Source organism: Amycolatopsis sp. NPDC054798, assembly GCF_053611505.1.
In genome coordinates this window covers 1-15,534 of sequence record NZ_JBSHAM010000088.1, presented here as the reverse complement: position 1 = coordinate 15,534, position 15,534 = coordinate 1, and the positions used below count along the sequence as shown (strand labels likewise).

Here is a 15,534-nt window from a genome sequence, read left to right as displayed (position 1 = left end):
CGATGGGCACGCGGGGGTTCGTCCTCCTCTGGTCGGCACAGCTGGTCTCGATCGTCGGTTCCGCGCTGACCGGGTTCGTGCTCGGCGTCTGGACCTACGAGCGGTCCGGCTCGGCCACCCAGTTCGCGCTGATCATGCTGTCCGGCGCGATCCCGGCGCTGCTGATCGCGCCGTTCGCGGGCGCGCTGGCCGACCGGCTGCACCGCCGCCGGATCCTCGTCGCCGCGGACTGCGTCGCGCTCGCTTCGGTCGGGGCGCTGGCGCTGCTGATCGACGCGGACCAGCTGCAGACCTGGCACGTCTACGTCGTGACCGCGCTGACCGCGATGTGCGGGACCCTGCAGCAGGTCACCTTCAGCGCGATGATCCCGCTGCTGGTGCCGAAACAGCACCTCAGCCGGGCGAACGGGCTGTCGCAGGTGGTGTTCAGCGCGCAGATCGCCGCCCCGGTCGTCGCCGGGACGCTGCTGGCGCTGACCGGTCTCCGCGGGGTCGTGCTGATCGACGTCGTGACGTTCGCCGCGTCGCTGCTGGTCGTGGCGCTCGTGCCGCTGCCCCACGCGGCGGTGCGCACCGCCGCGCCGGAACCGGGCGCGCCGTCGATCTGGCGGCAGGTGCCCGCGGGCTGGGCGGAACTGCGGCGGCGTCCCGGGCTGACCGGGCTGCTCGGCGTGCTGGCCGGGTTCTACTTCTGCTTCGGCATCGCCGGGACGCTCGTGCGTCCGCTGGTGCTGTCCTTCGCCAGCCCCTCCGGACTCGGCTTCCAGGTGTTCGCGGGCGGGTGCGGGCTGTTCGCCGGAAGCCTCGTGATGGGCGTGTGGGGCGGGCCGAAGAAGCGGATGCGCGGGATCGCGGCGTTCATGGCGTTCGGCGGGATCGCGCTGGCCGTGCACGCGCTGGCGCCGTCGCTGGCGCTGGTGATCGCGATCGGGCCGTTCTTCCTGTTCACCCTGCCGGTGATCACCGGCACCGCGCAGACCGTGCTGCAGAGCAAGGTCGACCCGGCCAACCTCGGCAAGGTCATGGCGACCTCGCGGGCGGTGTCGCAGGCCGCGAGCCCGGTCGCCTACCTCGTCGCCGGCCCGCTCGCCGACGGCGTGTTCGAACCGCTCATGCGCCCGGACGGAGCGCTGGCCGGTTCGGTCGGCCAGGTCATCGGCACCGGCCCCGGCCGCGGCATGGCCCTGATGTTCCTGCTCGCCGGGCTGCTGCTGGTCGTACTGGGCGCGCTGGCCGCGCGGCCTTCGCTGCGCCGCGCGGAAGAGCTGCCGGACCTGCTCGAAGAACCCGAACCGGAACCCGCCGCGGTGGCGGCGATCCGAGAGGAGAAGGGAAAATGACCACCCTCGAACAGACCGTGCCGGTGCGGGTGCTCGCCGCCGACCCGTTCCTGCGGGCCGGACTGGAAAGCGCGCTCTACGGCTGCGCGGAGTTCACCGGGGACGACGGCGGGGTCGCCGTGCTCGCGGTCGACGAGGTCGACGACGCGGCCGTCGAGGCGATCCGGACCGCGAAGCAGCGCAACGCCGCCGTGCTGCTGGTGACCGGCAAAGTCGACGCGGCCCGCGCGGCACGCGCGATCGAGGCCGGTGCGTGCGGGGTGTTGCGGCGAGAACAGGCCTGCGAACAGACGCTGGTCTCCGCCGTCCGCGCGGCAGCGACCGGGCATGGAACTATGCCGCCGGACTTGCTCAGCGATTTGTTCGAGGCACGGCAGAATCCGGTGCCTGCCGCGCCGACGCTGGACGCGCGCGAACGCGACGTCCTGCGCATGGTCGCCGACGGTCACGAAACGGCGGAAATCGCGTCCGCGCTGGCCTATTCGGCACGCACGGTGACGACGATCGTGCACGACATCACGCACCGGCTGCGGTTGCGGAATCGCGCGCACGCGGTGGCTTTCGCGCTGCGGCAGGGACTGATTTAGGTTCCTGCCGGACCGCTCTCCGGGCCCGGAGGATGGCTTCGTGCCGTGAGGGTCCCTGAGGGAATCAAGAGCAATGCCAGGGACTTAACGCGATCCGTGGGTGCTTGTGAGGTGCGTTTGCCCCCCAGCTCGCAGGTGCGGCCGGGGCCAGGGCTCGGGTTTTGCGGTCCGTGAGGGGCCCCTTCACGGACCTAGATTCCAATGCCTGGGATTTAAGGCGGTGCTGCGGGTGGGTTGGGAGCGCTCGGCCCAGGCCGAGAAGGCCGAGCGGACTGACTGCGGACGGGCCGGTCGGGCGGGAGCGCGGTGTGCGGTCCGTGAGGGGCCCCTTGAGGGAATCTGATTCCCTCAAGGGGCCCCTCACAGACCCACAGAACCGGTCATGAAGGCATCAATCGGGCATTTCGGCTGGGTTGGCGTTCCGTGTGGACAGTCGGCAGGCCGAGGTCGCCCGGCTTAAGTCCCTGGCATGGGAATCAGCGTCCGTGAAGGTTCCCCTCACGGCACACGCGCGCCCCGCACTCAGGCTCTTCTCGGCAGCCAGCCCCGCGGCGAGATCGCTCCTAGATCAAGCCGTTCCGCACCGCATAAGCCGCCGCGTGCGCCCGGTTGCGGACTCCGAGCCTCGCCATCAGGTCGTACAGCGCGTTCTTCACCGTGTGCTCCGACCAGCCGAGTTCGGCCGCGATCTCGCTGTTGCTGTACCCCTCGGCGACAAGCCGCAGCACCCGCAGCTCGCGTTCGCCGAGCTGCGGCCGGTACGCCGCCTCGCCGTCCACCCGTCCAGTGTAGGAGATCCGCTCATCCCGGCAGCTCCGAACCGCGAACGGCCGGATCCGCCGCGACCGTCCGCACGACCTGCACGAACCGGTCGGCCATCGTCTTCGCGACGGCTTCGGTGAACAGCGCCCGGTCGTAATGCAGCGTCCCGGCCACCCCGTCGGGATGCTCGCGAACCGTCACCAGCACGTCGAACGGATTCCCGCCCTGCCCGGCGCGCCACGGCTCGGCCCGGACGCCGTCGAGCCGGAGCCGGTCCGCGAGCGATCCGAGCGACTGGAACGCCACCTGCGCTACCGGATTCCGGCTCAGATCGCGCGGCGGCCGCAGCGCCGTCACCACCTGGTCGAACGGGACGTCCTGATGCCGGAAGCCGCCGAGCACCGCCTCCCGCACCGCGCCGAGCACCTCCGGGTACGCCGGATCGCCGGGAACGCGCACGCGCAGCGCCAGCGTGTTCACGAACAGCCCGATCAGGTCCTCGGCCTCGACCGACGGCCGGTTGCCGGCGAAGGTGCCGACGACGAGATCGTCCTGACCGGTGGCCCGCCGCAGGTCGAGGACGAACGCGGCGAGCAGAGCCATGAACCCGGTCGCGCCCGCCTCGGCGGCGACCGCGTCGAGCGCGGCGACGACATGCTGTGGCACGGAGAATTCGACGGTGCCTTCCAGCTGCGCTTGACGGGCCGGTCTCGGGAGGCTGTCCGGAAGTTCGATCGCCGGAGGCGCCCCTGCCAGCGCCGACTTCCAGTAGCCGAGACCGGATTCGTCCGGCGCGGCGGAGAACGCGGTCAGCTCCGGCAGCGCGGCCCCTCGCCCGGCGTAGCATTCGGCGAGGTCGCGCCAGAAGATCTCCATCGAGGTGTCGTCGGCGATGATGTGGTGGATCACCGCCAGCAGCGTGAACCGGCCGGGCCCGCCGCGGATCACCGTCAACCGCAGCAGCGGCCCGCGGGCCAGATCGAACGGCCGGGCTAGCTCGGCGTCGACGATGTCCTCCGCCGAACCGTCCGCCACAGTCAGCGGAACCTCGGCTTCGGCGGAAACGACGAGTTCGGGTTCGCCGCGCCGGCTCCGGAACGTCGTCCGCAAGGTCTCGTGCCGTCGGACCACCTCGGCCAGCGCCCCGCGCAGAGCCTCGACGTCCAGCTCTCCGGTGCATCGATAGGCCTCGTACATGGTGTAGGTCGAGGACGGTCCGGACAGCTGGTCGAGAAACCACATCCGGTGCTGTGCCGCCGAAATCGCTTTCTGTCCACTGTGGACCTCGACGGCCGGCGGCGCCGAAGCGACCAGTTCGGCCAGCTCCGCGACGGTCGGCGCGGTGAACAGATCCGCGACCGACAGCCGTCGGCCGGTGCTGCGGGACACCCGGGCGCAGATCCGGGTGGCGGCCAGCGAACGGCCGCCGAGTTCGAGGAACGGGTCGTGAACCCCGACCGGGCTGACCCCGAGCGCTTCCGCCCAGATCCCGGCGATCGCCGCCTCGGACGCGTTCCGGGGTTCGACGTAGCCGACTGCCAGCGAGGGGCGGGTGCCGTCGGGCGCGGGCAGGGCGTTGCGGTCGATTTTGCCGCTCGGCGTGAGCGGCAGCGCGGGCAGCGAGGTCCACACCGCCGGAAGCATCGGCTCCGGCAGGGTGCGGGCCAGATGCGCGCGCAACTCGGACGTCGAGGGCGCGGCTCCCTCGCGGTAAACGCAGTAGGCGACAAGCCGATCGCCGTGCACCGCAGCGGCCGCCGCGGCGATCGCCGGATGCGCATGCAGCGCGGCTTCGACCTCGCCGAGTTCGATCCGGTTGCCGTGGATCTTGACCTGATGGTCGAACCGGCCCAGGTACTCGAACGCGCCGTCCTCCCGCTGCCGCGCGCGATCGCCGGTGCGGTACAGCCGTTCGCCGGGTGTCAGCGCGAACGGGTTGGGCACGAACTTCTCGGCGGTCAGCGCCGGACGATTCAGGTAGCCGCGCGCCAGCTGCACCCCGGCGATGGTCAGTTCGCCATCGAGGAGGTGGATGCGGGTGTTCGCGATCGGGTAGCCGATGGTGACAGTCTCGCCCGGCACGCACTGCGTCGCCGTGACGTCCACCGAAGCTTCCGTCGGCCCGTAGAGATTATGCAGCTCAGCGTTGCTGGCACAGTGGAATCGTTCGGCCAGCTCGTCCGGTAATGCTTCGCCGCTGCACAGGACTCGCCGAACCGGCAGTGTCGGCACCGGACCGGCCAGGAACGCCCGGAGCATCGACGGCACGAAATGCACCGTCGTGATCCCCTGCGCCACGAGAACGTCCGCCAGGTATTCCGGATCGCGGTGCCCGCCCGGGCGAGCCATCACGAGCGTCGCGCCGGCGGAGAGCGTCCAGAAGAACTCCCACACCGACACGTCGAAACCGAACGGGGTCTTCTGCAGCACCCGGTCCTGCGGGGTAAGGCCGTATTCGTCCTGCATCCACCGCAGCCGGTTCACGATCCCGCGGTGCTCGATCACGACGCCTTTGGGCCGTCCGGTCGATCCCGACGTGTAGATCACGTACGCCGCGTTCTCCGGCCGCACCACGACATCCACCGGGCTGCGCGGTTCGTCAAGACCGGTGAGGTCACCTGGCGCGATCACCAACTCAGCGCCGGAGTCCTCGACCATGAACCGGAGCCGGTCGTCGGGGTAGTCCGGATCGAGCGGCAGATACGCTGCCCCTGCTTTGAGAATTCCCAGCAGCGCGACGACCATCTCGACGCCGCGCTCCAGCCGGACTCCCACTACCGACTCCAGACCTGCCCCACGGGACTGAAGCCAATGGGCTGCCTGATTCGACAATGCATCAAGTTCGGCATAGGACACTTGAACGCCGTCGGCGACCACCGCCACCTCACCGGCAGCGACCCCCTCGGCCACCAAATCCAGCAACGTCCCGCTCATACGTCCTCACTCACCGGCCGCACCGCCGCCCGCGGCCGGATCATCGCCCGCGCAGCCGGTTCCGCAGCGAGCCGCGGATACCCGGCGATCGCGGCGGCCAACGCCTCGACGGTCGGATGGTCGAACAACGCCCGCACCGGCACGTCGACCTCCAGTGCCGCGCGCAGCCGTACCGAGATCCGGGTGGCGGCGACGGAATGTCCGCCGAGGTCGAAGAAATCGTCCAGCACGCCGATCCGTTCGGCGCCGAGCACTTCCGCCCACACTCCCGCGACCAGTTTCTCCACCGGTCCGCGCGGCGCGACGTGCGAACGCTCGCGCGCCACCGGTTCCGGCGCGGGCAGCGCGGCCCGGTCGAGCTTTCCGGCCGGAGTCCGCGGCAGTTCCGGCAGCAGCACGAAGCCGCTGGGCACCAGGTAATCCGGCAGGCTGCCGGACAGTCCTTTCCGGACGTCCGCAATGGACAGTTCGCCAGCCGCGACGACGTAGGCGGTCAGTTCAAGGCCGCCGTCCGCGGCGGGAGTCGGCTGGACCGCCGCGTCCCGCACCCGCGGGTCCGCGCGCAGCACGGCCTCGACCTCGCCCGGTTCGACCCGGTGTCCGCGCACCTTCACCTGGTCGTCGGCCCGGCCGAGGATTTCCACCGACCCGTCCGGCCGCCGCCGCGCCAGGTCGCCGGTGCGGTAGAGCCGTCCGCCGGGGCGGGGGCCGTGCGGATCCGGCACGAACCGTTCCGCGGTCAGCCCGGGACGTCCGGCGTAGCCGCGCGCGAGCCCGTCCCCGCCGATCCACACCTCGCCGGCCACCCCGGACGGAACTGGTTCCAGGTCGTCGCCCAGCAGATAGACGTCGGTGTTGGCGACCGGTTCCCAGGCGACGACGGCATCCCCGTCGAGTTGGGCGACGGTGGACCAGATCGTCGTTTCGGTGGGGCCGTACAGATCCCACAGCCGCGCCCCGCCCGCGGTGAGCCGCCGGGCCAGGTCGCCCGGCAGTTTCTCGCCGCCGGCGAAGACGGTGAGTTCCGCGGGCGGCGTCCAGCCCGAATCGACCAGCAGCCGCAAGCCCGACGGCGTCGCCTGGACGACCGACGGCGCGGTCCGCTCGATCAGCGCGGCCTGCCGCTGCGGATCAATGCACTCCTCGGCGGTCGCCACGATCACCTGTCCGCCGGCCAGCAGCGGCAGGTACAGCTCCAGCGCGGAGATGTCGAACGAAACCGTGGTCGACGCGAGCACCGCGGCACCCGGCGCGAGACCAGGCCGTTCCCGCATGGACAGCAGGAAATTCGCCAGCGCGGCGTGGCTGATCTGGACGCCCTTGGGCTGTCCGGTGGAGCCGGACGTGTAAATGACGTAGGCGAGTTCGTCCCCGTACGGCCGCGGCGCGGGAACGTCCGCCGGGCACGCCTCGATCGCCGCGGCGTCGCGGTCGAGCAGCACGGCCGAACAGCCGGTCCCTTCCAGCAACCCGGCCAGCGACTCCTCGCTGAGCACCACCTCCACTCCCGAATCGGCCAGCACGTAACCGACCCGCTTCGCCGGATAGCGCGGATCGACCGGCAGGTACGCGGCGCCCGCCCGGTGCACGGCGAGCAACGCGACGAGCAGGTCCGGACCCCGGTCGAGCAGCACCCCGACCAGCGCCCCGCGCCGCACTTTCCGTTCACTCAGATACCGGGCCAGCCTAGCGACCCGCACCGACAATTCCCGGTACGTGAGCGTCACCTCGCCGCACCGCATGGCGGGCGCGTCCGGGTGTTCCGCCGCGGTGGCGGCGAACAACTCCGGCAGCATCCGGCCAGCTCGCTCGGTCCGCGCCGGATTCCGCAGCAGTGCCGCGCGGTCCGCCGCAGGCATCCCGCATCGGCGCGGATCGGAGGCCGGCGCGGCGACGATCCGCTCCAGCACATGGCGGTACAACCGGGCGAGAAACTCCAGCGACGCAACGGAAACCCGGTAAGTGAACGCCTCCAGCACGAACGCACCGGGCACGGTCGAGACGGACAGCCCGAACTCGTTGGGCGTGCTGTCGGCGACCTCGGCGAGGTCGACCAGCGCTTCCGCCAGCACGTGCATGTCGGTGTGGTTGAAGAAAACGTCCACGAGCGGAGTCTTCCCGCCCCACTCGGCCTGCATCGCGGGCAACGGGAAATGCCGGTGCGGCCACATCGCGGTCTCCTCCGCGAAGACCGCGCGAGCCAGCACCGGCCAGTCCCGCGCGCCCGGCGGAACCGCGAACGGCACGGTGTTCAGGAACATGCCGCGAACCTGGTCGCCGCCCGCGCGCTCAAGCCTGCTGTTGGTCACCACGCCGGTGTGGAACGGCCGGTCGTGCCCGGCGACCGTACGCAGCACGGTGAGATGCGCGGCAAGCAGCAAACTCTTCAGCGGAACCCCGGCCGACGATGCGACCGCCCGCAGCCTGGCCGTCAGGTCATCGAACGGCACCCGCACCGTGCGGTAGACCCCGTCGTCCTCGCCCGCCCAGCCCGGCGGCACGGCGAACCGCTCGGCCGAGTCCACCCGGCCCGCCCAGAACTCGCGGTCCACAGTGGACTCCAGCGCTTCCCGCTCCCGGGCGACCGTGTCCGCGAACCGGACCGGCGGCGGCTCGACCGGCTCCGCGGCCTCGGTCCGGTAATCCTCGATCAGCTCGGCGACCAGGGAATTCTGGCTCCAGCCGTCGAGAATCGCGTGCACGTAGCTGAACGACAACCGCCACTCGCGGTCGGCGAGCCAGTGGACGTGCAGGCGCAGCAACGACGGCCGCAGCAGGTCGAATCCACGCGCTCGGTCCTCCGCCGGGAACTCCCGCACCCGCGCGGCTTGCTCGTCGGCGGACAGCGCCCGCAGGTCGTCGCAGGTGACCTCCAGCACGGCGGTCTCGTGCACCCGCTGCAACGGCGGAACCGCGGCGAAGTCGATGGAGGTTCGCAGGATCTCGTGCCGCGCGACCAGCCGGTCCGCTGCCTGCTGCAACGCCTCCAGCCGGAACTCCTCGTGCACCGGGTAGCCGAGGTGGTTCAGGTAGAGCCCGCGATCGGCCCCGGCGAGCATTTCGTGCACCATGCCCGCCTGCGCGAGCGACAGCGGGTAGGCGTCGGTCACGTCGTCCGGCAACGTTTTGCGCTGCTCAGCAGCAACCTGGGCGAACGGCTCGACCGCCGCGAACGCTGCCGCCGGACCACCGAGCCCGGCCGCGAAATCGGCCACTCGCTGACGCCGGAACAGGTCCGCGACGCTCGCCTCGATCCCCTCCGCGTTCAGCAACCCCACCGCACGGATGGCCCGCAGAGAATCGCCGCCCAGCGCGAAAAAGCTGTCTTCCGCACCGACTCGGTCGACGCCGGTGGCGGCCGCGAACGCACGGGCCACCGCTGCTTCCGCGGGAGTGCGCGGCGCGACGTAACGCTCGCTCGCGCGTTCACCGTCCGGGGCGGGCAACGCGTTGCGGTCGATTTTGCCGCTGGCAGTCAGGGGCAACGCGTCGAGCGCGAGCCACACCGACGGCAGCATCGGTTCCGGCAGCGTGCGCGCCAGATGCGTGCGCAATTCGGCCGGGTCGGGAGTACGGCCAGACTCGGCCACGAAGTAGCCGACCAGCCGGTCGTCGTGCACCGCGACCGCGGCCGCGCGCAGGTCGGGGTGAGTCAGCAGGGTCGTCTCGACCTCGCCGAGTTCGATCCGGTTGCCGTGGATTTTGACCTGGTGGTCGAGCCGTCCCCGGTACTCGATCCGGCCGTCCGGCAGCCGCCGGGCGAGGTCCCCGGTGCGGTACAGCCGTTCGCCGGGTGCCTGCGCGAACGGGTTGGGCACGAACTTCTCGGCGGTCAGGGCCGGACGGTTCAGGTAGCCGCGCGCCAGCTGGACTCCCGCGATGACCAGCTCGCCGGGCACGCCCACCGGAACCTCGCGCAATTCGGCGTCCACCACGAACACCCGGGTATTCGCGATCGCGCGGCCGATCGTGACGGTCTCGCCCGGCAGGCACTGCGTCGCCGTGACGTCGACCGACGCCTCCGTCGGCCCGTAAAGGTTATGCAGCTCCGAGCCGATCACCCGGTGAAACCGCTCCGCAAGCTCGTCCGGCAATGCTTCACCACTGCACAGCACCCGGCGCAGCGACGGCACCGGCCCGGACAGGAACGCCCGCAGCATCGACGGCACGAAATGCGCCGTCGTGATCCCGTCGGCCAGGACTTCGGCGAGATAGGCCGGGTCGCGGTGGCCGCCCGGCCGAGCCATCACCAATTTCGCGCCGGTGGAAAGCGTCCAGAAAAACTCCCACACCGACACGTCGAACCCGAACGGCGTCTTCTGCAACACTCGATCCCGCGGCGTCAAGCCGTACTCGGCCTGCATCCACCGCAACCGGTTCACGATGCCGCGATGCTCCACCACCACGCCCTTGGGCCGCCCAGTCGACCCCGACGTGTAAATCACATACGCCGCGTTCTCCGGCCGCACCGCGACCTCCACCGGGTGCCGTGATTCATCCAGATCCGTGAGGTCGCCCGGCTCAATCACCACCCCGGCCCCGGAATCCTCGATCATGAAGGCGAGGCGATCCTCCGGGTAATCCGGATCCAACGGCAAATACGCCGCCCCGGCCTTGAGAATCCCGAGCAGCGCGACCACCATCTCCAAGCCGCGCTCCAGCCGGACCCCGACCACCGACTCGAGCCCCACCCCACGGGCCCGAAGCCACCGCGCCGCCTGATTCGACAACGCGTCAAGTTCCACATAGGCCACTTCAACGCCGTCGGCGACCACCGCGATTCCACCGGAAGCCACGCCTTCGGCGACGAGCGACAACAATGTCCCGCCCTCGAACGGCACGTCAGTCGCGTTCCACCGCGCCAATTCGGCGTTCTCGGCGACGCTCATCCAGGGCAGGTCCGCCAGCCGCGCACCGGGATTCGCGACAATCCCGCGCAGCAGCTCAGTGAAATGCCCGCCGACCCGCGCGATCGTCGACCGGTCGAACAGCGCGACCGGATATTCCAGCACGCCGTCCACACTGCCGTCCGGGCGTTCAGTCAATTCCAGCGTCAGGTCGAATTTCGCACTGTGCCAAGGAGAATGCACCTGCTCGCCGCGCAGTCCGGCCGCCTCGAACCCGGCGTCCGCGGTGTTCTGCAGCACGAGCATGGCTTGGAAGAGCGGATTGCGGGACAGATCGCGGTCCGGAGCCAGTTCGTCGGCCAGCCGCTCGAACGGCGCGTCCTGATGGGAATACGCATCGAGGGTGTCCCGCCGGACCCCGTCGAGAAATTCCTGGAACGACAACGAACCGTCAACCTCGGCACGCAGCACCAGCGTGTTCAGGAAAAGCCCGATCAACTCCTGTGCCTCGGCCCGCGTACGCCCGGCGACCGGAGTGCCGACCGTGACATCGGCCTGTCCCGAATACCGGCTCAGCAGAATCTGATACGCCGCCAGCAGCACCATGAAGGTGGTCGCCCGATGCGCCCGGCCGAGCGCTGCGACCGCAGCTCCCAGTTCGGCGTCCACGGTGAACCGCAGGATGTCCCCGCGCGGATCGTGCACCGCCGGACGCGGGCGGTCCGTCGGCAAGGCCAGCGGTGCGACCCCAGCGAGGCGGCGACGCCAGAACTCGACCTGTCCGGTCACCCGTTCGCTGGCCGCGTGTTTCCGTTGCCACGACGCGAAATCGGCGTACTGGACCGGCAGCTCCGGCAAGCTCTCCCCGCCGTACAGCGTCTCGAGTTCCCGAGCGACGACCGACGTCGACCAACCGTCGTACGCGATGTGGTGCACCACAAGCAGCAAGACGTGCTCGGTCGCGGACTGCCGCAGCACCCGGACCCGCAACGGCCGGTCCCGGGCCAGGTCGAAGGGCACCGCAGCTTCTTCCCGGGTGACCGCCTCGACGTCCTCCGCCGCGACGTCCTGAACGGTCAGATCAACCCCGGCCTCGCCGACGACTTGTTCCGGCACGCCGTCGCGTTCGACGTAGGTGGTGCGCAGGATCTCGTGGCGCTCCACGATCGTCTGCCAGCACCCCCGCAACCGCTCGATGTCAAGCGGGCCGCGCAGCCGCCACGCCGCCGTCACCACGTACTCGGTGCCGCCGGGCCGGAGCCGGTCCAGCACCCAGACCCGCTGCTGCGCCGGGGAAAGCGGCAGCGGACGGCTGCGATCGGCCCGGACCGCCGGCGCCGGACGGGCCGCGGGCTGGGCCAGGTACCGCTCCAGCAGCTCGTCGCGGCGGGACTGTTCGGTGGTCATCGCTCCCCCTGCGGGTCGATCGGCGGGCGGGCGGACCGCACTCGCGTCAGGTCGAGACTGGTCAGCCAAGCTGCACGGACGGCCCCGGCTAGGCCGGAGCGTCCGCGCGCATCCGGTCGCGCAGGCTCTTCGGGCGCATGTCGGTCCACACCTCGTCGATGTGGTCGAGGCACTCCTGCTTCGGCCCGCGTTTGCCCTCGTACCGCCAGCCGGCCGGCAGTTCGCGGTCGACCAGCCAGATCGAGTACTGCTCCTCGTCGTTGAGCACGACGCCGTAGGTGCGTTCGTCCTCGCTCATCCGGTCCTCCTCAGTCCTCGCGCCGGGCACACCCGTCCCGCCGCGAGCCGAGCCTTCCCCGCGCGGGCGGCCGCGCGACAGAGAAGAAAGCGCAGCAACGCGCGCACCGCCCCGGCTCTGGCCCCGCAAGCGGCGACCGGCCACCCTGGCGCCATGACCATGCCCGGCGACCTGCCGCTGTCCTTCTCGCAGGAAAGACTGTGGTTCCTCGACGCGTTGCGGCCCGGCGGGACCGAATACCTCCTCCCGCTGACGCTGCGGGTGCGCGGCAAGCTGGACGTCGCCGCGCTGAGCTGTTCGCTCGACGCGTTCGTCGCCCGGCACGAGGTGCTGCGGACGCGGTATCGCAGCAACGAGGGCGTGCCGGTCCAGGTGGTCGGGAAGCCGCAGCCGGTGCCGCTGCCGATCGAGGGCGTCACCGAAGACGAGCTGGACACCGTCGTCGCGGCTGAGCTGACCGTGCCGTTCGACCTCGCGACCGACCTCCCGCTGCGGGCCCGGCTGCTGCGCCTCGACGCGCGTGAGCACGTCCTGCTGATCGTCGTGCACCACATCGCGTTCGACGGCGCGTCCTGGGACGTCCTCGCCGCCGAACTCGCCGAGCTGTACCGCGCTTTCCACGCCGGAGCCCTGCCCGAGCTGCCCGCCTTGCCGGTCCAGTACGCCGATTTCGCGCTCTGGCAACGGGAAGACGCCCGAACCCGGCTCGCCGGCCAGCTCGCCTACTGGCGCGAACGGCTCGCCGGGCTGTCGCCGCTGGAACTGCCGTCGGACCGCCCTCGCGGACCGGTGTGGGACCCGGCCGGCGCCGCGGTCCGGATCGAGGTCCCCGCCGAGCTCGCGGAACGGCTCACCGCGCTCGGGAGGTCCCGCCGGGCGACGCCGTTCATGGTCCTGCTGGCCGCCTACCAGGTCTTTCTCGCCCGGCACACCGGCGGCACGGACATCGCCGTCGGCTGTCCCGTCGCCGGCCGCGCTCCGGCCGAGGTCGAGGGACTGGCCGGGTTCTTCGTCAACACCCTCGTGCTGCGGGCCGATCTCGGCGGCGATCCGGCCTTCACAGCCTTCCTCGACCAGGTGGCCGGGACCGCGCTGGACGCCTTCGGCAACCAGGACGTCCCGTTCGACTGGCTCGTCGGCGAATTCGAACCGGACCGCGACCTGTCCCGCAATCCGCTGGTGCAAGCGTTCTTCGGCCTGCACGAGGTGCCCGAGCAGCGGTTCCGGCTGCCCGGGCTGGACGTCGAAGAGTCCGATGTGGACTGGACCGCCGCGTCGTTCGACCTCGGCCTGCAGTTCGAACATCGCCCGGACGGCTCCCTGACCGGAACCCTCACCTATCCGACCGCGCTGTTCGAGCCCGCCACCGCGCACCGGCTGGCCGCCCGCTTCCAGCGCCTGCTGGAAAGCATCGCCGACAATCCGGCGCGACGCTTGAGCGAACTGGACCTGACCGCGGCCGCGGAACTCGCGCTGCTGTCCGGCTGGGGCCAGGTACCGGGTTATGAAGTGACACCAGGCTGTTTCCCCGATTTGTTCGCCCAGCGAGCCGCCGAAAACCCGGACCGCCTCGCCGTGCACTGCGGCGGCCGAGAACTGACCTACGCCCAGCTCGACGCGGCGGCCAACCGGCTCGCGCGTTATCTGCGCGCGAACGGACTCGGTCCGGAATCGACCGTCGGCGTCTGCCTCGAACGCAGCGTCGACGCGGTGATCGCGCTGGTCGGCGTCCTGAAATCCGGCGCGGCGTACGTGCCGTTCGACCCGGCCAACCCGCCCGACCGGCTCGCCTACCTCGTCGAAGACGCCCGCACCGCGGCAGTCGTCACCGAGGAACGCTACGCCGGGTTGTTCGCCGATACGGGCTGTCCAGTCGTCTCGCTCGACCAGACCTCCGGGACCGCTTCGGAAAGTCCTTTTTGGACAGTAGAACCGGATCAGCTCGCTTACGTCATCTACACTTCCGGCTCTACCGGACGTCCGAAGGGCGTCCAGATCCAGCACGGCTCCTACGCCGAACACGCGCAGGTCATCGCCCGGGAGTACGGGATCACCGCGGCCGACCGGGTGCTCTCGCTCGCTTCGCTGGCCTTCGACGGTTCGCTGGAACAGATCGGGGCCCCGCTGCTGGCCGGAGCGTCGGTGGTGCTGAGCGATCCGCTGTTCTGGGAGCCGGAGGAACTCGCCGACCAGCTCGGGCGGCACCGGATCACCAGCGTCAACCTCACCCCGGCCTACTATCGCGAACTGCTCGGCGTCCTCACGCCGGGCGATCCGCGGGCCGCTTGGCTGAACATGGTGAACGTCGGCGCGGACGTCGTGACGACCGAAGACGCCCGGCGCTGGCGCGAACTGGGCCTGCCCGGCCGCTTCCTGGCCTGCTACGGCCCGACTGAGGCGACGATCTCCAGCCTGCTGCAATGGGCCGACGACGCGGATCTCGACGCCCCGAGCCTGCCCATCGGCCGTCCGGTGGCGGCGACCAGCGCGTACGTGCTCGACCCCGCCGGACGGCCCGCACCGGTCGGAGTGCCCGGCGAACTGCACCTCGGCGGCCTGCGCGTCGCCCGCGGCTACCTCCGCCGCCCCGGACTGACCGCGGACAAGTTCGTGCCGGACCCGTACTCGGCCGGTGCCCGGCTGTACCGCACCGGCGACCTCGCCCGCTTCCGCTCGGACGGCACGATCGAATTCCTCGGGCGGCTCGACCGGCAGGTGAAGATCCGCGGTTTCCGGATCGAACTCGGCGAGATCGAAGCTGTCCTCGACGCCCATCCCGCGGTACGCGCGGCCGCTGTCGTGGTGAAGGACCTGCCGGAGCGGACGTTGGTCGCCTATGTCGTCACGGCTTCCGGCGAGCCGGATTTCGCCGCACTGCGAGCCAGTTTGCGGTCGCAGCTGCCGGACTACCTGGTCCCGGCGCAGTGGGTCGCGATGGCGGCGCTGCCGCTGACGCCGAGCAAGAAGGTGGACCGCGCGGCGCTGCCGGATCCGTCGCCCGAAAGCGCGGCACGAGCCGAACCGATCGCCGAGCCGTCGTCCGCGGTCGAGCACGCGCTGGCCGGCATCTGGCGGGAAGTGCTGCGGGTGGAGGAAATCAGCGTGCACGACGATTTCTTCCGCATCGGCGGGCATTCGCTGCTGGCCACCCGGGTGCTCGCGCGGATCCGCAAACAGCTCGGCGTCCGGGTCTCGCTGCGGGACCTCTTCGCCGCCCGGACGGTCGCCGAACTGGCCGCCGTGATCGAACGAGCCTGAAACCGGCCCCGAAAGAAAGCAGCGCGCCGCGGCCGTTCCCCGGTGCGCACCGTCGCCCAAGAAGCCGGAAAACGGGCCGGGTCCGGAGAACTCCTCCGGAC

At 70.8% G+C, this 15,534-nt stretch carries 7 protein-coding genes; 3 read left to right on the top strand and 4 right to left on the bottom strand.

Features of this window, described 5'->3' with window-relative positions:
- The first annotated feature begins 2 nt into the window (after positions 1-2).
- Both ACWGIC_RS36020 and ACWGIC_RS36015 read left to right on the top strand, forming a co-directional pair.
- On the top strand, positions 3-1,340 hold the full coding sequence (locus ACWGIC_RS36020) for an MFS transporter (protein ID WP_452080410.1): 1,338 nt from the start codon (positions 3-5) through the stop codon (positions 1,338-1,340).
- Complete coding sequence (locus ACWGIC_RS36015; protein WP_452080399.1) at positions 1,337-1,927, top strand: response regulator transcription factor; 591 nt, start codon at positions 1,337-1,339, stop codon at positions 1,925-1,927. The genes ACWGIC_RS36020 and ACWGIC_RS36015 overlap by 4 nt, the downstream gene beginning before the upstream one ends.
- 563 nt (positions 1,928-2,490) lie before the next feature.
- Here the strand turns inward: ACWGIC_RS36015 and ACWGIC_RS36010 are convergent.
- From ACWGIC_RS36010 to ACWGIC_RS35995, 4 genes are all read right to left on the bottom strand, one after another.
- Positions 2,491-2,706, bottom strand: a complete 216-nt coding sequence (locus tag ACWGIC_RS36010; protein ID WP_009077456.1) for a response regulator transcription factor — start codon at positions 2,704-2,706, stop codon at positions 2,491-2,493.
- Positions 2,707-2,728: 22 nt separating this feature from the next.
- On the bottom strand, positions 2,729-5,623 hold the full coding sequence (locus tag ACWGIC_RS36005; protein WP_452080398.1) for an amino acid adenylation domain-containing protein: 2,895 nt from the start codon (positions 5,621-5,623) through the stop codon (positions 2,729-2,731).
- Positions 5,620-11,877, bottom strand: a complete 6,258-nt coding sequence (locus ACWGIC_RS36000; RefSeq protein WP_452080397.1) for an amino acid adenylation domain-containing protein — start codon at positions 11,875-11,877, stop codon at positions 5,620-5,622. The genes ACWGIC_RS36005 and ACWGIC_RS36000 overlap by 4 nt, the downstream gene beginning before the upstream one ends.
- A gap of 88 nt (positions 11,878-11,965) precedes the next feature.
- Entirely contained in the window at positions 11,966-12,175 is a 210-nt protein-coding gene (locus tag ACWGIC_RS35995; RefSeq protein WP_452080396.1) for an MbtH family protein, read from the bottom strand.
- 153 nt (positions 12,176-12,328) lie between these two features.
- Here ACWGIC_RS35995 and ACWGIC_RS35990 point away from each other — a divergent pair, with 153 nt between their 5' ends.
- Positions 12,329-15,433: an amino acid adenylation domain-containing protein gene (locus ACWGIC_RS35990; RefSeq protein WP_452080395.1), complete on the top strand. Its 3,105-nt coding sequence runs from the start codon at positions 12,329-12,331 to the stop codon at positions 15,431-15,433.
- Positions 15,434-15,534: the final 101 nt, after the last annotated feature.